The following is a 15573-nucleotide window of genomic DNA, read 5'->3' as shown; positions in this document are numbered from 1 at the left end:
TCACTTCGCCCCCGGAAAGACGCCGTCGAAGAGATCGCCGGAATCGCTGGCCACATCGCGGATTTCCCGACGCAGCGTCGGGTCGTAGCCGCGCCGCGTGGTATCGTTGTTGTGCGAGATAAACAGCGTCGAGTCGTCCACCGTGAACGCATCCTTCCAGCGGATGCTGCGGATGGTGTCGAGATCGTCGGAATCCCTGAACTTGTAGACACGGTCGGCGGTCGCGGTGACGAGCTGCGGCTTCTCGTCGGCGAGCTCGCCGACCATATCGCCGAAGTCGCGACCATTGCCTTTGAGGGTTTTCTGCACGTCATCCCAGACAAAGGTCCGCTGAGGATCGCCGTCGCCTTCATGCGAAGGGGTGCGCGAGCAGTTGATCGCGTCTCCCCCAGGCAGGGCCGGCAAGGCCGGGATCGGGAAGACGTTGGAGAAATCAGAGGTGCAATTCAGGCCGCTCGCCTCGGCGAAGGCGGCATTGCGCATGGCGAGCATGGTCGCGACCTTCTTGGTGGAGATCTTGTTGGCGTGAATGACGAAGATCACGATCAGCAGGATAACCGGCGCGGCGAGCACGAATTCGATCGAGGCAAGACCGCGCCGATCGCGGTGCAGCCGCATCATGAACCCGCCGGCCGGAGCGTCACCGGCTTGCTCAGTGTGTGTTGACGGCAGCCCAGGCATTGGCTCCTCCCTGGTCGAAGACGCGTGTCAGGCCGGTGAAACTGTCGGCGGCCGGGCTTTGCTTGATGGTGCCGGAAACAGCGCCGATATCGTCGGCGAGTGTCGCTGGCGCCAGCGAGGCAAGCCAGTCCTGCGTGTAGAGATCGAAGGCCGTGTAATTATGGACCCAGCTCTGCGCGAGCGCATAAGCGGACGGCGTCTTGTCCTTGAACAGACGAACCTGGAGCCTGGCGCGCGGCGCACGCGAAACGATCGCCAGCGTCTGGTAGTCGGTGAGCTGGTCGCCGCCGAAGGGCGTGAAGTTGAAGGGAATGCGTCCCTTCAGCCAGTAGGGCTTCGGAAAGGAGAGAAGCGGGAGACTGACACCGGTCACCGAGATCGCCCCGCCCCCAGGGCCGCAGACCTGGTTCCAGATCATGTCGAACTTGCGGGTGAAGTCGTTCTCGTCCTTGGTCTGTTTGTCGGAATAACGCGGCGGCACGTCGATCGGCAGCTGGAAGGGGTTGGTGATGCCGAAGCCGACGCCGAAGACCTTGTCGGCGATCCAGAAGCTGGCATCGAGCGCCAGTTCCTGCCACCAGCTGAGATCGCCGGCATATTGCTCGACAATCGCCTTGAACGGGACCTTGCTCAGATAGGCCGGCCCAAAGGCTTCGTAGAAGATGTAGAACTCCACCAGCTGATCGTCGATGCCGCTCTCGTGGTTGACCCAGTCGCGGATATGGCTGCCGTCGACGCCGCCTGCCGTCAAAGGACCCTTGCCGTCGGGGAAGCCGCGATTGGCGTATTCGCCGCGCATCAGGAACGGATCCTGTCCCTGGGTGCCATAGGACATGGCAAGGCACATTTCCGTATAGGCGGCGGCTGGATTGACGCCGTCGCGATCCACCGGCAGGTTGCCGCCGGCGCCTTCTCCGGCCTGACCGCAGGATTCGCAGGGCGGATGGAAGACGACGTGATCCGACTTGTTCAAACGAACCAGATGCAAGGCGTCGTTGCCGACCCGCTCAGGAAAGCTTTCGACCAGATAGTCGTTCAGGTCATTCATCGCATCGATAATGTCGCTGCTTTTATTGATCAGACCCAGCGGATCGTATTTGACCTGCGCCGCCACCGTATAGGCGATCGCCTTGGTGGCTTCGGTCGCCCGGAACCCCTGGAATGCCAGGCAAGCGCCGTAGATGATGCCGCCGACGATCGGAACCTTCTGCCAGCCGGGGCAATAGGGCATCGGCGGCAGCGGCGGCAGGAGCGAGGCCGGTCCGAAGCCTTCGGTGAAGGAATATTGGGCGAGTTTCGCCAAAATGGCGGCCGAGCGCAGGGCCAGTTCCGCGGTGGTCAGCTGATAGGCGACCGAGGTCGCCATGACCACGGTGGCCTGCGAGGAGGCGACATTGTTCATCGCCATGATGTTGAGATAACGCGCCTCCCAATCGGCATGGACGAGTGCGGCGGCATCGGCGGTATCCTGGGTGCGCTGCTTGTCGTAGATCATCTGCCCGGTGTTCAGGATCCAGACGATCATCAGCGCCAGCGCAATCGTCATGTAGAGGATGATCGGAGACAGGAAGCCGCGCTGGTCGCGGTGCAGGCGATGGATGAAGGACGGTGTCATAACAGGTTCACCTCCGCCGTCGAAATCGTATAGTAGCGCCCATCCTTCCGCTGGCCGCGGGCAAAGACCCAGCCGGCATATTCGAGCAGCAGGAAGCGCGCTTCGACCTTGGCCGTCACGGGCACATGCGGCGAGCGGTTGATGGCGGCATAGAGCGCCATCGGGGCGCGGTCGACGGTGACCGTAACGTTCTGCGGGTCGAACATGTAGCGCGCCTGGTTGCGCATCGCGCGCCAGTTCTTCGACAGGCCCGAGGCGTCGGCAAGGCTCTTCAGCGCCTCTTCCGGCGCTTGGCAGGCGCCGACGCATTTCAGCTGGTCGTAGGGAGCGGCCGGGATCAGCGCCAGGCGGGCGGCAAGATCGGCCTTGCCCGCTGCAGCGTCGTTATCGCAGGTCTTGGGGCCGATGAAGCTGTGGATGGTGATCGGCAGGGCCGGGCAGAAATAGACGCGGGCGCTGCGCGCCGCCGCATAGGCGGCATAATGGGTGAAGAGGTGGTTCTTCGCCAGGATCGTGAACTGGAAGACCACGAACATGAAGAAGACGAAGATCGGCGTGACCAGCACGAAATCCATCATCGTCGTGCTGCCTGAGATATCGCCGTGAAGCTCCGATATCCGCCGCCGGCGGGCGGAAAGCCGCGGCAGCAGCAGCATCGAGGTTAGCAACAGCATGGCGATCGCGAAGGTGCCGAGAAGTGCGCCATGATCCTCAGGGATCCAGAAGGTCCGCGAGTGCAGGATCGAACTCCAGAAAGCACCGTCGAAAGTGGGGCGTTCGAGTTCCGCGCGCATTGCCGTTACCTCACGAGGGCAAGAGGGGTGAAATCAGGCATGAACAGGCACCAGAGAAGTCCGAGAGCGGCGGCGACGCCGAAACGGATGGTATGATGGGTTTCGCGCGGTTTCAGCACAGAAGCGGCGCTTCGAATGCCGACAGGCAGAAGCAGGGCGAACAGTCCGACGGTTCGCGCCAGCGCGCCCCATTGAACCCGCCGCGCCATGGACAAAACCGCAATCATGCCGCCGATCATCAGCGATGCGAGCATCACGTCGATGGCGGGCCAGAGGCCGAGAACGGCGCCGAGCGCCGCCATCAGCTTGACATCGCCGCCGCCGCAGCTTCCGGCTGCGAAGGCGATAATGAAGATCGTGCCTGCAGCAAGCAGGCCGGCAAAAGCAAGGCCGATCCCTGCCAGACCGCCGCTGATCGCTGCCAGCATGAAGCCGGCAAGCAGGCAGGGATAGGTCACCGCGTTCGGGATGTGACCATGGCGGTGATCGAACACCGCCGCGGTCGTGGCGCAGGCGACGGCAAGAGCCGCCGCCGTTGGCATCTGGGTCAGATCGTAGGTCATATCCATGACACGGATCCGCTTATTGGCCCGGCTCGGGGATCCTCTCGGCGCTGGTAAGGGCCTCGTTCTTCTCGTTGAACCATCCGGCGATCTTGGTGCCGAATGCGAGCAGGATCAGCATGAGTGGAATGACGATGAGGGCGACGGCCAGGACGATCTGGGCCATGTCGCCGCGTTCGTCCCTGTGAAGTGCAATTGCGAGAGTCTTGAGTTTTCCGAACATCTGCGTATTCCTCGTTCCTTGGTTTGTTTCGGATCGAAGACCTTAGTGAAGAAGAAGCAAGCATACGCTATCGATCCGAACCAGCACGTTGCTCGTTCCAATGATTTTTTCTGCTTCTGCTTTTCTTCCCCGGTCGCCAACGCTTGTTGAGCAACATCATTAAGACCCAAGAGTGCGCCCAAGGCCAGCCCTCCGTCAAGCAAACGGAAGGCAGGGTTCCAATTGTCTTGGAGGCGTCGCTTGAAGGAATGCGGTTGACGGTGACGTTTTCACGCTAACCGGCTGATTAAGCGGTAATTTTTTTGGGTGAGGCATCCAGTGAAGCCGTTTTCGCAAATATCGTCAGCTGCTCCATTATTGGCCAATTGTTTCAAGGTGATAGAACAGACGGAAGCAACGCGCCCATAGTGGCGGGCGGGCGAGGGCGCCCCCATGGCATTGCTTGCCGATCTGGATTAAGCTCGTCTTCAATATTGGCTATGGCCAGTCAGTCGTTCCGGAGACAAAACCATGGAAACGATGAGCAGCGTCTTGATACTTGCATTGGTCCTCATTCCACTGATGCTGTTCTTTCCGACTGCGGTTCAGATGATGGTGACGCTGTTCGGCATGAGCTCCGTCCTCGTCGGGATGCCGCTCTGATGAAAGCCGTTTCCGACGACGCTGCCGAACAGGCGACCTTCCAGGTTCTGACCCGGGCGCTGGACAAGCTCCTGGCGCCCATCCGCTTCCTGCTCGAGGATCCGAGCGTTTCCGAAATCCTGATCAACGGAACCTCCGACATCTTCGTCGAACGGCGAGGCAAGCTCGAGCGCGCCGATACGCGCTTCGCCAGCCGCGAGGATCTGGAATCGGCGGCGCGCAGCATCGCGCAATTCTCAGGCAAGCGGCTGACGCCGGAGGAACCGAGCGTCGAAGCCCGTCTGCCGGACGGTTCGCGCGTGCAGATGATCCAGCCGCCGGCCGCCCGAACCGGGCTCTGCATCTCCATCCGCCGCTTCCTGAGAGAACATCGCAGCATTCGCGATCTCGTCACCCAGGGAAGCCTGACGGAGGAGTCGCTGTCCTTGCTGCAGGCGGCGGTCGGGCTGCAGAAGAATGTCATCATCTCCGGCGGCACCGGCACCGGCAAGACGACGATGCTGAACGCGTTGTCGGAAGCCTTCGCCGATCATGAGCGCGTCATCGTCATCGAGGACACCTCGGAGCTGCAGATCCGCAAGGAGCACGTCGTCTATCTCGAAGTCACCAAGCCCGACAGGTTCGGTCGCGGCGGCGCCAGCATTCGCGAGCTGTTCCGCTCTTCCTTGCGAATGCGGCCGGACCGCATCATCGTCGGCGAGTGCCGCGGCGGCGAAGCGCTCGATATGATCCAGGCGATGACGTCGGGCCATAGCGGCAGCCTTTCGACCGTGCATGCCAATACGCCCTATGACGCGCTGCACCGCCTGGAAACCCTGGCGCTGATGTCGGATATCGACATGCCGCTGCGGCCGCTGCGCTCGCAGATCGCTTCCGCCGTCGACGTCGTCGTCCAGATTGCCCGGTTCAAGCGCACCGGGCGGCGACGCGTCATCGAAATTTCCGAGATCAAGGGCCTCAATGATGACGGCCAGTATGTCGTCGAAAGCATCTACAAGCTCGACGGCGGCGGCCATTCCAACGCGGATGGAGAGCTGCGCTGGACAGGCGCCGTGCCGAGCTTCGCCACGGAAGCCTTTGAGGAGCTGGGAAGCAGCCAGGCGGAGCTCCCGAGCTGGATGAAGCCGGTGGCGACCGCTCACCGGCCTGAGTAAAGCGGAGATCGGTCTGGCCGAGCTCGACCACGGTCGCGAGCGACCTCGCCGTTCATCTCCTGGCCTAACCTGCGATCTTCTGCCAGACGGAGACATGTCGATCACTGACCTTTGTGAACGGCTCCTTTTTCCAGCCGCCCCATCGGTCTTTGAGTTTCAGGCCGGCCAGCCGCGCCATAAGGTCGAATTCCGCTGGCCATGCATAACGAAACGGCACCGAGAAGCTTCGGTAGTTCCCGTCCCGCATCCGGATGTGATGGGACGTGAAGTTCTGGCTTACCACGTCAAACTCGTCGACACCCCAATGCGTCTCGCTGCGGTCGAACGCCAGGATCGTCTCGCCGAGCGGAAGCCGCTGAAGCGGCGGGACGCCAACCTCGATCAGGAAGCGCCCGCCAGTTTCAAGATGCGCGGCCGCGTTCTGAAAGCAGGCGACCTGGGCTTCCTGCGACGTCAGATTGTTGATCGTGTTGAAAGCCAGATAAACCAGGGAAAAGCGCCTCTCGACACGGGTTGTCGCCATGTCGCCGATCACGACCGGAATCTCCGCGCCGCCCTCTTTGGCGCGAAGGCGAGACACCATCGCTCGCGACAGCTCGATGCCTTCCACCTCCACCCCTTTCCGCGCAAGAGGCAGCGCCAGGCGCCCGGTCCCGATCGCGAATTCGAGCACGCGCCCGCCGCCTGCGACCTCGGCCAGGAGATCGACCGCCGGATCAACGACCTCCGGGGCCGAGATCCCGTCAGCATCGTCGTAGGAAGCGGCGACCTCATCGTCAAAGAAACCATCGTCGTGCATCTTACTTACCTCTCTGATAGCGGTTGCCTGAGGACCGGGAGTGCCATCACCTTGCCCGCCGCTTCGCGGGCAACGCGTCAATTGGTCCAAGCGATCGAGCCAGCTCGCCAATCTCGTGGCGGGCAACGCCTATGTCTTCCAGATCGCGGTCCGACAGCCACTCTAGTGCCTGTTCCGTTTCGCGCCGTTGCCACCAGCGGAGGAGGGCGGGCGCTGCAAACCGCAAAGCTGCCATCTTCGTCAGAAGGCTGGGAGCAAAACGATCCGAAATTTCAATGTGCCGGAGTTCGAATGTCATGACCTACGTCCAAGTTGTGTTGCGGTGATATCAATCTAGTGAAATGCCGTCCGACGTGTTATCGGTATTCTGTCAAATTATGTGTGTGAGACGCCATGATTGCCTGCGACAACCTGACCAATGTTCATCTACCGGAAGACGCATTTGGAGATTATCCGCACACCGCCGTCGCTCAGGGTGGAGCAGAGCCCGCCGGGCGAACCTATTCTTTCCACGTGCACCACCGCGCTCAGCTTTTCCAGATCGTGCGCGGTTCGCTACGGCTGGAGACGGAGCGGGGCTACTTCATCGTTCCGCCCGAACGTGCTGTGTTCGTGCCGTCAGGCGTCCTCCACGAAGTGACATACCTGCAGGAGACGGAGCGCAGCTTCCTCTTCTTCCGGCCCGACGCGGTCGTGAACCTGCCCTCCGAGGTCTCAGTGATCGGTACGACGCCGCTCCTGCGCGAACTGATCCTGGCCTTCCTGGAAATACCGCGCGCGAATGCCGGCAGTGCCCCTGCCGAACGACTCGTCGCCGTCATTCTCGACCAGCTTCAGACGAGTACGGTCGCGCCGCTGTCGCTTCCCTCGCCGGCATCCGAACGCCTCCGCAGCATCGCTTCGGACATCCGCAACGAACCGGGTGCCGATTGGCCGCTCGATGAACTTGCCTCGCGTGCGGCCATGTCCGCCCGCAGCTTTCAGCGCCATTTCCAATCCGAGACAGGCATGAGTTTCCGCGCCTGGCGTCAGCAGGCGAAACTCCTCAAAGCAGTGGAGTGGCTCGCCGCCGGCCGAAGCGTCGGCGATATCGCCTTCTCGCTCGGCTACTCGGGCCCCAGCGCCTTCATTGCGGTGTTCAGGACTGCCTTCGGTGTCTCCCCCGGACAATATTTCCAGGGAAGCTTTCCGGGCCATGGCGCCGGATTTTCCGCGCGGCCGGCGCAATGACGCGTCCGCTGGCGCAAAACGGCAAAGCCAGAATCATCGCCTGACGGCCCATCGGAGATTGTCTCCAAAGCCGCAACGAAAACGGCTCAGGCCGTCTCCGCCGCCATGGCCCGCCCGCCCGTGGCGCGCGTCATCGCCATACCGCCCAGCAGGTTGCGAAGCTCCGCCGCGGCTCTGTTGGCGATGACGCCGAGCGCCAGGCCGCCTGATATCGCCAGCAGATGAAAGAGCGGAGCCGGTAGCGCGCCGGCGACCTGAGGCATCAGCAGTTCCGGGACGAAGCGGTGCAGCAGGTAGGTCGGAAAGGCCGAGACGGCGATCAGCGTCACCAGGCGCCCCAGCAGCACCGGCAGGGGAATGCGCGGCAGGTAGAGCAGGGCCATGAGAGCTGCGAAGATCGTCAGATATTTGACCGTCGTTCCGATCCAGAGCGTTTCCCAGAAGGCGAGATAACCGAGCACGGCGGCGGCAATGATCGTCAGGATGATACGTTGCGCCGGCCTGCCGGCGAGACCTGCGCACCAGCCGAAAACGGCGAGGTGAAGGCCCCAGTAGAGGGTGAAGATCTGCCGCTGGCCGATGTCGAAGACGTGCGGCAGCGAAAACCGCGCGGTGACCGCGAGCGCCAGCAGCGTCAGCGAGAAGGCGAAGGGTTGCGATCGCGCCAGCCTGCGCACATCAGGCACGGCGAAGACGAGCGTGAAGACGAGAAGCGTCTGCGCATAGGCTTCGATGAACCAGTAGAGATAGGGAAGCATCTCGTGACGCTCCGGCTCGGCATAGCCGAAATTGCCGGTGAGCGTGATCGAGGCCCAGGGAATGGTGCGCCAGGCGAGCCCATAGGCGGCGACGATGAGAAAATAGGGAATGAGGACATTGATCGCCGGCCGCAGCGCATGGCCGAAATAACCGGCGAGGAAATGGCCAGACTGAAAGCGCGCCAGGCTGAAGCCGACGAGAAGCAGCATCACGCCCGATCCGCCGGGAATGGGCCAGAGCATCTCGTGATGGGTGACGACGAGCAGGATGGCGATTGCCCTCAGAACCAGATCGGTCGGCAGCGCCCTGATCTCCCCGCTCCGGCCGGACGCGGCGACCCGCGGGCCGATATCGAGCTCGCAGATCCGCCGCTGCTCCCAGCCTTCCGGCAGCTCGACGCCGAGCCGATCGAGCTCCATCGTCAGCTGCAGGAAGCGCAGGGAATCGCCGCCGAGCGAGACGAAGCTGTCGTTGCGGCTCACTTTGTGGGGGTAGAACACTCCCGCATAAGCATCGAGCACGCTGACCGCCACCGCGCGGCTCGTCTCGCGCGCCGCCAGCATCTGCTCGCTAAGGGCCGCATAGTCGATCTTGCCGGAGGCAAGCCTCGGAAGCTCGCTTCGCACATTGGCGCTAACAAGGTTGGCGGGAAGATGGCTCGCCTCGGTGAGCACCTGGAGCGCCCTGTCGGCGTCACGTGCATCGCTCACAAAGGCCTGCAGTCCTTGATCGTCGCCGACGACGGCGGCCGCGATCCCCGCTTCGGCCAGAACCTGCTCCATGATATCGAAGCCGATCCTGAGCCCCGCGACCTTGGCGAAACGGCTCTTGCGGCTGACGATACGGTAGAAACCGTCCTCGTCGCGCATGGCGATGTCGCCGGTCATCAATGCCGCCACCTCGGCCCCGCGCTGAAGATCGGTGCGGTCGGCGCCGTAGCCCATCATCACATTCGGGCCGGCATAGACGAGCTCTCCGGCAACACCGGCTCGGTCGAGCGGCTGCCCGTCATCGTCGACGAGACTGAGGCTGCCGCCGGGAATGGCGATGCCGATCCGCTCTTCATTATCCGCCAGGCTCTCCGGCGGCACGAAGGCGATGCGGGCGGCGGCCTCGGTCTGGCCATACATGACGAAGAAGCGGCCGCCGTTGGCGCGCATATGGTCGCGGTAGAGGCGGATCAGTTCCGGCGCCAGCCGGCCGCCCGCCACCGTCATGAAGCGCAGCGTCTTCAGCGTCTTCGTGCGGAAGCCGGTTTTTTCCATCAGCTCATAGGAATAGGGCACGCCCGAAAGATTGGTGCAGCCGCTTTCGCCGAGCAGCCTCGCAAAATTCTCGCTGACCACTGAGACGCCCGGGATGAAGATGCTGGCGCCGGCAACCAGATGCGAATGGAGAACGGAGAGGCCGTAGGAATAGTGAAGCGGCAGGACGAGCGCGGTTCGGTCTGCAGCGGTGAGCTCGAGATAGGAAGCGATCGAGCGCGCATTGGCGTCAAGATTGGCATGCGAAAGGCGAACGGCCTTCGCCGGGCCCGAACTGCCCGATGTCATCAGCAGCAGGGCGAGATCCGGATGCAGCGGCGCAGCATTTCTTCCAGGTTGGCTTTCCTCGACGAGCCGCCAGCGGCCATCGGCCGGGCGGTAGGTGAAGTCGGGCTGAAAGGCCGCCAGAAACTCTCGCCACAGCCTGTCGTCGCAGGGCGGCAGCATGGCCACCGCATGGCCGGCGCGCAAGGCACCGAGATAGGCGACGATCGCATGTTCCGAGAGATCGGCCGAAATCGCCACGAGCCGCTTTTCCCCGCCTCCCAGCCGCTCGGCAAAGCGCCGCGTCCGGGCGTTGAGATCGGCATAGGAGAGCGTCCGTCCGTCCGGGAAAACAAGGGCAGGGCGATCGTCGGCGCGAGCGATTTCGGAAAACAGGTTGGCGGGGATCATGCTGACGCTTCGGATTGGCAGAGAACTGGCGCCAGCGCGTATAATCCTTGACTATCGCAGTCAACTAATTTCCGGGTGCATTACCTCGCCCGGCCAACTGTGCCCCTGGCATGCGCCGCGGCGAGCCCTTGCCTATCGCCGCGGCCGTTTCACCGCGGCGGCGAGACCAGCCTTGCAGCATCGGATGGCTTCCGCGTCGATCCCGCGGCAGCCGATGTCCGATCACCAGCGGGAATGGCGCCTGTTGACGTTTCCGTAATCACCCCAAGCGCCTTTGCTTGCCGGGCGGCCCTTTTCTCATAGGATTTCTGCGCCATCTCTTGCCGGGGCAACCAGACAGGGTGCTGTATGGACGAGACAATCGAACAGTTTCTCCATCTTTCCGCACAGACGGAAACGCTGATGGCGGTCTACGATGGCGATGACCGGCTGCGCTATGCCAACAGCGCCTTCCGCTCGGCCTATTTCATCGAGCCGGAGGAAACGCCGCTCTGGCCGGATCTGATGCGGCGCAATTTCGATCTCGGCCGCGGCACCGTTATCCGCACGGATAATTTCGAGGAATGGCTGCGCTCCACCCAGTCGCGCCGCGGCAAGATCGGCTATCGCGCCTTCGAGACGGATCTTTCCGATGGCCGCTGGCTGTGGATGACCGAGGCGGTGCAGAAGAACGGCTGGATGCTCTGCATCGCCAGCGACATCACCCGTCTCAAGGTCCATGGCCGCACTGTCCGGCAGGATCGCGACCAGGCGATCAAGGCCTCCTACACCGACGAACTCACCGGCGTCGCCAACCGCCGCTTCGTCATGGCGCGCGTCGAAGACATGCTTGAAGCCGCCCGTCATGGCAGCAGCGGCTGCCTTGCCGTCTTCGACATCGATAATTTCAAACGCATCAACGACCGGCTCGGCCACCACGCCGGCGATCTCGTGCTGCGCGATTTCGCCCACCGCATCCACCAGAATGTCCGCCGCAGCGATTGTTTCGGCCGGGTCGGCGGCGAAGAATTCCTGCTCGTCATGCCGGCCACCGGCCCGGAAGACGCGCTTGCCATGGTCGAGCGCATGCTGACAGTGATCCGCTTCTCCCGGCCGCTGCCGGACTCTCCCGACTTCAGCTACACCTGCTCCGCTGGGATCGCCGCGTGCGTGCCGACGGACAGCGCGTCGGAGCTTTACCGGCGGGCCGATCAGGCGCTGTATGATGCGAAGATGAGCGGCCGGGATCGGGTAAGGGCGGCGTAGGATAAGATGCCGAGGTCCCGGCCGAGCGGCTCTGGTCGGTGCGCATTCCAGATGCCGCTCTTGAATTGGTCGGGCATCCTCTGCTAGGCGTCATCCTGGCTTTGAAGGCCGGACAAGATCCAGCGGGGACCAGGGAAGTGGCGCCAAAGGCAGTGACGCTGATAGACGTTGCGCGCGCCGCGAACGTGTCGCGCGCGACCGCCGCCCGCGCATTGAACGGTTACGGCTATGTCGGCGGAGACGCGGCAGAGCGTGTGCTGGCAGCGGCCGATCGGCTCGGCTATCGCAGCAATCGCGTGGCGCAGGCCTTGCGGCGAGGGCAGCTGCCGCTCATCGGCTTCATGCCGGGCGACATCCAGAACCCGTTTTTTGCCCGGATCGCCCATGACGCCGATGTCGATCTGCGCGCCTTTCGCCACAACCTTTTGATCGCCAGCAGCGAGGAGGATCCGGAACAGGAGGTGGAACTGCTCGAAAGCCTGAGGTCCCTCAATGTGCGCGGCTTCATTGTCGCTCCGACCTCGGCCGACAACAAGGAGCACCTGGACGGGCTGGTCCGGGACGGAACGCCCCTCGTGCTCATCGATCGCGCCTTGCCGCAGGTTGCCTGTGACAGCGTCACCGTCGACAATGAGGGCGGCGCCCGCGAGGCCGTGAGCTATCTGATCGCCAACGGCCATCGCCGCATCGGCCTCATTCAGGACGATTCCCGCATCACGACTGCCCGCGGCCGTCTCGCCGGCTATATCCAGGCGCTGCAGAGCCATGGCATCGAGGTGGACGAATCGCTGATCATCGTCTCGCGATCGACCGTGGAATATGCAATCGATGCCACCATCCGCCTGTTCAGCCGGCCGTCGCGCCCGACAGCGGTCTTTACCGTCGACAGCCTGATGACGCAAGGGGCGCTTCTCGGGCTGCGCTCGATGGGGCTTGCCGTGCCGCATGCCGTTTCCCTGGTCGGCTTCGACGACTTCAACCTCGCCACGTTCACCGACCCGCAGATCACCGTCGTGGCGCAGCCGATCGCGCAGATCGGCCCGCTTGCGGTGAAGCTGCTGATGCAGCGGATCAACGGCAGCCGTGAGCCGCCGCACAGGGAGCAGTTCCCGACGCGCCTGGTGGTGCGCGGCTCCGTCTCCCGGCCTTCCCGCACGACCGGACGCTGATCTGTCCGCGCCTCTCCTGGTTTGTCCGAGACAGGCTCTTTCCAGCATCAGGTGAAATTTCTGCAAAAAGTGGCTTGCCATGCCGACCGGACCATGCATTAATCCGCGTGTGAGATCGGTCTCTCATCACTCCCGAGGAGAGGCCGGTCTTTCTTTTGATCCACGTGTGAGATCGATATCACATTGAATTGGCGACTGCATGCCGGCGCGCCGCAGTCCGCCGCCTGAAGTGGGGGACGTGTGCGTGCTTACTACCGACAGACAAGGGACCCGAATGTTGAACTTTGACCAAGCCCGCTTCCTGAAGATCCAGACGGGCGCCGTTGCGATTGCTGACTGGATCCGCCCGCTGATGCGCGAACTGCTCGATGCGGGGATCGAGCGGCTTTACTTCATGGGCACCGGCGGCGTGCAGCTCCTGACCTTTCCTGCGATCGAGCTCGCCGCCCGCCATACGACCTTTCCGGTATCGGCCTGCTTCCCGGCCCAGGTTATCCTCGATCCGCCGGCCGGGCTCAACGAAAAGGCGCTGGTGGTGATGCCGTCATTGTCGGGCACGACCAAGGAGAGTGTCGCGCTTCTGCCTTTCCTCAAGGAACGCGGCGTGCGCCTGTTGACGCTCACCGGCCATGCCGACACGCCGCTCGCCCAGCAGGCCGATCACACCTATACCAACTTCGCCGAAGACGACACGTCGTCGGAGTCGTTCTACCTGCAGACCATGATCATCGTCCTGGCGCTGCTGGCCGAAACCGGCAGGATCGCGAATTTCGACGCGATCGTTTCCGAGCTGAAGAGGCTGCCGGGGCTGCTGGCGGAGGCCAAGGCCGCCTATGAAGACGAGGCGGCGAAGCTCGCCCAGTCCATCAAGGACGAGCCTTATCATATCTTCACCGGCGCGGGCTCGGTCTGGCCCGAGGCGCATTATTACGGAATGTGCATCCTGGAAGAAATGCAGTGGATCCGCACGCGGCCCGTTCATGCCGCCGATTTCTTCCACGGCACGCTGGAACTGGTCGAGCCGGGCGTCAGCGTCTTCCTGTTCAAGGGCGAGGATGCGCTGCGGCCGCTCGGCGAGCGGGTCGAGCGCTTCGTCCATCGCTACACCGACAAGGTCTGGATCCTCGATTCCGCATCCGTTGCCCTTCCCGGCATTTCGCCGCAGGTCCGCAGTCTGATCTCGCCGGTGGTTCTCGCCACCCTGCTGGAGCGGCTGAGCGCCCATCTCGAGGTGCTGCGCCAGCACCCGCTGACCACTCGCCGCTACTACAAGCGGGTCGAGTATTGATGCATGCCGCGAGCCTCTTCGCCGCAGCGGCGAAAGAGGCTCGCCGCTTCTGACCGGCGGATGGCGGACGCAAGCACGCCGCGATCTGCCGCACGATCAACAAGCAAAAGGGGAATGAAACATGCAACGGTCCATCCACTCCACTGCGGCGATGATTGCGGCAGTATCGGTCATCTCGATTTACTGGGGAGCCTTCCCGGCAACGGCCTCTGCGGCCGGCGATGCGCCGGTTGCCGATCCGGCCGCCAAGGTCGACTACAGCGGCAAGCTGACGATCCTGACCAAGTTCGGCCTGCAGCTGCTTTCCCCCTATTTCGTCAATGTCGCCAAGGCCTACGAGGCGCAGCATCCCGGCGTGAAGATCGAGCTCATCCAGGAGAACGACGACAGCATCAAGGGCAAGACCAAGACCCTGGTCGCCTCGAATTCGCTGCCGGACATTTATTTCTCCTGGACGGGGACCTGGGGCGAGAACTTCATCCGCGGCAATCGCGCCGTCGATCTGTCCAAGGTCATCGGGCCGGAGACCGAATGGGGCAAGACGCTGAGCCCGGCGGCCGTGAAGGCCTTTTCGTATAACGGCAAATATTTTGGCGTGCCGCTTTATCTCGACGCGAAATTCATGGGCTACAACAAGAAGATGTTCGCCGATCTCGGCATCGAGCCGCCGAAGGATTTCGACGCGCTCTTGAAGGCGTGCGATGCGCTGAAGGATTCGGGGGTCGTTCCGATCGCCATCGGCAACAAGGAATCCTGGCCGCTCGTCCATTATCTCGGGCAATTGCTGGCCTATAACGTGCCGACCGAGACGCTGGAGCGCGATTTCAACCCAAAGACGGCGACCTTCGACCATCCCGGCTATGTCGCGGCGCTCGAGCAGTACCGCTCGCTTCAGGAGCGCTGCGCCGGCGGCGCCCAGGTCAACGGCCTCTCCTACCAGACCGCACTCCAGTCGATGAGCGACAAGAAGGCGGCCATGTACTACCAGGAGATCATCGAGTTCGATCAGGCTGCGACCAAGGAGACGGCCCTGAAGCCGGAGGAGTTCGGCTTTTTCAAGCTGCCGGCGCCGAGCGATGGCAAGGGTTCGGCGACGGCGCTCGAAGGCGCGCCGGAGGGTTACATGGTCAATGCCAAGGCGAAGAACGTTCCCCTGGCGATCGACTTCCTGAAGTTCCTCACCAGCCAGGAAAACGGCAGGACGCTGTCGGCGCCGCCCTATGGCCAGCCGAGCGCGGTGATCGGCGGCGCGGATAAGACCAGGATCAATCCCAATGTCGCCGAAGGCATGGAGGAGATCGCCAAGGCAAGCTACCTCATGCCGTGGCTCGACACGGTCAACCATCCGCGTGTCGCCGCTGCCTGGCTCTCCGGCCTGCAGGCCTTCGCCGGCGGCTCCATGTCGGCGGACGATCTTCTCGCCTCCGTTCGCAAAGCCGCCGCGGCTGCCGCCAGACAATGACGATGGCGA

Annotated in this window: 15 protein-coding genes; 7 read left to right on the top strand and 8 right to left on the bottom strand. The window is 63.0% G+C overall.

Annotated features, from left to right (window positions below):
- Genes AC13QO_RS07180 through AC13QO_RS07160 form a run of 5 tightly spaced genes read right to left on the bottom strand, consistent with a single transcriptional unit; the run spans position 1 to position 3876 of the window.
- Positions 1-681: a TadE/TadG family type IV pilus assembly protein gene (locus AC13QO_RS07180; RefSeq protein WP_285195496.1), complete on the bottom strand. Its 681-nt coding sequence runs from the start codon at positions 679-681 to the stop codon at positions 1-3.
- Positions 653-2296, bottom strand: a complete 1644-nt coding sequence (locus AC13QO_RS07175) for a TadE/TadG family type IV pilus assembly protein (protein ID WP_488540288.1) — start codon at positions 2294-2296, stop codon at positions 653-655. The genes AC13QO_RS07180 and AC13QO_RS07175 overlap by 29 nt, the downstream gene beginning before the upstream one ends.
- Entirely contained in the window at positions 2293-3090 is a 798-nt protein-coding gene (locus AC13QO_RS07170) for a TadE/TadG family type IV pilus assembly protein (protein ID WP_488540287.1), read from the bottom strand. Before AC13QO_RS07170 ends, AC13QO_RS07175 begins: the two co-directional genes overlap by 4 nt.
- A 5-nt stretch (positions 3091-3095) precedes the next feature.
- A complete protein-coding gene (locus tag AC13QO_RS07165) occupies positions 3096-3659 on the bottom strand; it encodes an A24 family peptidase (RefSeq protein WP_488540286.1) in 564 nt (187 codons plus the stop codon).
- Between the two features lie 13 nt (positions 3660-3672).
- Entirely contained in the window at positions 3673-3876 is a 204-nt protein-coding gene (locus AC13QO_RS07160) for a Flp family type IVb pilin (protein ID WP_488540285.1), read from the bottom strand.
- A 510-nt stretch (positions 3877-4386) separates the two neighbouring features.
- Here AC13QO_RS07160 and AC13QO_RS07155 point away from each other — a divergent pair.
- Both AC13QO_RS07155 and AC13QO_RS07150 read left to right on the top strand, forming a co-directional pair.
- Positions 4387-4518: a hypothetical protein gene (locus AC13QO_RS07155; protein WP_257784635.1), complete on the top strand. Its 132-nt coding sequence runs from the start codon at positions 4387-4389 to the stop codon at positions 4516-4518.
- Entirely contained in the window at positions 4518-5672 is a 1155-nt protein-coding gene (locus tag AC13QO_RS07150; protein WP_245362218.1) for a TadA family conjugal transfer-associated ATPase, read from the top strand. Before AC13QO_RS07155 ends, AC13QO_RS07150 begins: the two co-directional genes overlap by 1 nt.
- A 64-nt stretch (positions 5673-5736) precedes the next feature.
- Here the strand turns inward: AC13QO_RS07150 and AC13QO_RS07145 are convergent, their stop codons facing one another.
- Together AC13QO_RS07145 and AC13QO_RS07140 are read right to left on the bottom strand one after the other, a co-directional pair.
- On the bottom strand, positions 5737-6471 hold the full coding sequence (locus AC13QO_RS07145) for a class I SAM-dependent DNA methyltransferase (RefSeq protein ID WP_488540341.1): 735 nt from the start codon (positions 6469-6471) through the stop codon (positions 5737-5739).
- Between the two features lie 46 nt (positions 6472-6517).
- Complete coding sequence (locus tag AC13QO_RS07140; protein ID WP_488540340.1) at positions 6518-6706, bottom strand: YjiS-like domain-containing protein; 189 nt, start codon at positions 6704-6706, stop codon at positions 6518-6520.
- Between the two features lie 158 nt (positions 6707-6864).
- On the opposite strand from AC13QO_RS07140, the gene AC13QO_RS07135 reads away from it, so the two are divergent.
- Positions 6865-7701 carry an AraC family transcriptional regulator gene (locus AC13QO_RS07135; protein WP_488540284.1) on the top strand — a complete coding sequence of 279 codons (837 nt, stop codon included), beginning with the start codon at positions 6865-6867 and terminating at the stop codon, positions 7699-7701.
- Positions 7702-7787: 86 nt separating this feature from the next.
- Here AC13QO_RS07135 and AC13QO_RS07130 read toward each other — a convergent pair whose 3' ends face one another.
- On the bottom strand, positions 7788-10400 hold the full coding sequence (locus AC13QO_RS07130; RefSeq protein ID WP_488540283.1) for an AMP-binding protein: 2613 nt from the start codon (positions 10398-10400) through the stop codon (positions 7788-7790).
- A 348-nt stretch (positions 10401-10748) separates the two neighbouring features.
- Here AC13QO_RS07130 and AC13QO_RS07125 point away from each other — a divergent pair, with 348 nt between their 5' ends.
- The 4 genes from AC13QO_RS07125 to AC13QO_RS07110 all read left to right on the top strand — a co-directional run bounded on the left by AC13QO_RS07125 (position 10749) and on the right by AC13QO_RS07110 (position 15564).
- Positions 10749-11645 carry a GGDEF domain-containing protein gene (locus AC13QO_RS07125; protein WP_085781006.1) on the top strand — a complete coding sequence of 299 codons (897 nt, stop codon included), beginning with the start codon at positions 10749-10751 and terminating at the stop codon, positions 11643-11645.
- A gap of 137 nt (positions 11646-11782) precedes the next feature.
- Positions 11783-12814 (top strand): LacI family DNA-binding transcriptional regulator, encoded by a 1032-nt coding sequence (locus AC13QO_RS07120; protein ID WP_488540282.1) that lies wholly within the window; start codon positions 11783-11785, stop codon positions 12812-12814.
- 274 nt (positions 12815-13088) lie between these two features.
- Complete coding sequence (locus AC13QO_RS07115) at positions 13089-14102, top strand: SIS domain-containing protein (protein WP_221095317.1); 1014 nt, start codon at positions 13089-13091, stop codon at positions 14100-14102.
- 121 nt (positions 14103-14223) lie between these two features.
- Positions 14224-15564 (top strand): ABC transporter substrate-binding protein, encoded by a 1341-nt coding sequence (locus AC13QO_RS07110; protein ID WP_085781009.1) that lies wholly within the window; start codon positions 14224-14226, stop codon positions 15562-15564.
- Positions 15565-15573: the final 9 nt, after the last annotated feature.

The sequence above is a fragment of the Rhizobium sp. CNPSo 3670 genome (genome assembly GCF_057784555.1).
This window is presented reverse-complemented; position numbering and strand designations above follow the sequence as displayed.

What these genes read in the sequence shown, in the direction of transcription:
- AC13QO_RS07180 (WP_285195496.1), bottom strand. Translation starts at nt 681, where the DNA reads ATGCCTGGGCTGCCGTCAACACACACTGAGCAAGCCGGTGACGCTCCG.
- AC13QO_RS07175 (WP_488540288.1), bottom strand. Translation starts at nt 2,296, where the DNA reads ATGACACCGTCCTTCATCCATCGCCTGCACCGCGACCAGCGCGGCTTC.
- AC13QO_RS07170 (WP_488540287.1), bottom strand. Translation starts at nt 3,090, where the DNA reads ATGCGCGCGGAACTCGAACGCCCCACTTTCGACGGTGCTTTCTGGAGT.
- AC13QO_RS07165 (WP_488540286.1), bottom strand. Translation starts at nt 3,659, where the DNA reads ATGGATATGACCTACGATCTGACCCAGATGCCAACGGCGGCGGCTCTT.
- AC13QO_RS07160 (WP_488540285.1), bottom strand. Translation starts at nt 3,876, where the DNA reads ATGTTCGGAAAACTCAAGACTCTCGCAATTGCACTTCACAGGGACGAA.
- AC13QO_RS07155 (WP_257784635.1), top strand. Translation starts at nt 4,387, where the DNA reads ATGGAAACGATGAGCAGCGTCTTGATACTTGCATTGGTCCTCATTCCA.
- AC13QO_RS07150 (WP_245362218.1), top strand. Translation starts at nt 4,518, where the DNA reads ATGAAAGCCGTTTCCGACGACGCTGCCGAACAGGCGACCTTCCAGGTT.
- AC13QO_RS07145 (WP_488540341.1), bottom strand. Translation starts at nt 6,471, where the DNA reads ATGCACGACGATGGTTTCTTTGACGATGAGGTCGCCGCTTCCTACGAC.
- AC13QO_RS07140 (WP_488540340.1), bottom strand. Translation starts at nt 6,706, where the DNA reads ATGGCAGCTTTGCGGTTTGCAGCGCCCGCCCTCCTCCGCTGGTGGCAA.
- AC13QO_RS07135 (WP_488540284.1), top strand. Translation starts at nt 6,865, where the DNA reads ATGATTGCCTGCGACAACCTGACCAATGTTCATCTACCGGAAGACGCA.
- AC13QO_RS07130 (WP_488540283.1), bottom strand. Translation starts at nt 10,400, where the DNA reads ATGATCCCCGCCAACCTGTTTTCCGAAATCGCTCGCGCCGACGATCGC.
- AC13QO_RS07125 (WP_085781006.1), top strand. Translation starts at nt 10,749, where the DNA reads ATGGACGAGACAATCGAACAGTTTCTCCATCTTTCCGCACAGACGGAA.
- AC13QO_RS07115 (WP_221095317.1), top strand. Translation starts at nt 13,089, where the DNA reads ATGTTGAACTTTGACCAAGCCCGCTTCCTGAAGATCCAGACGGGCGCC.
- AC13QO_RS07110 (WP_085781009.1), top strand. Translation starts at nt 14,224, where the DNA reads ATGCAACGGTCCATCCACTCCACTGCGGCGATGATTGCGGCAGTATCG.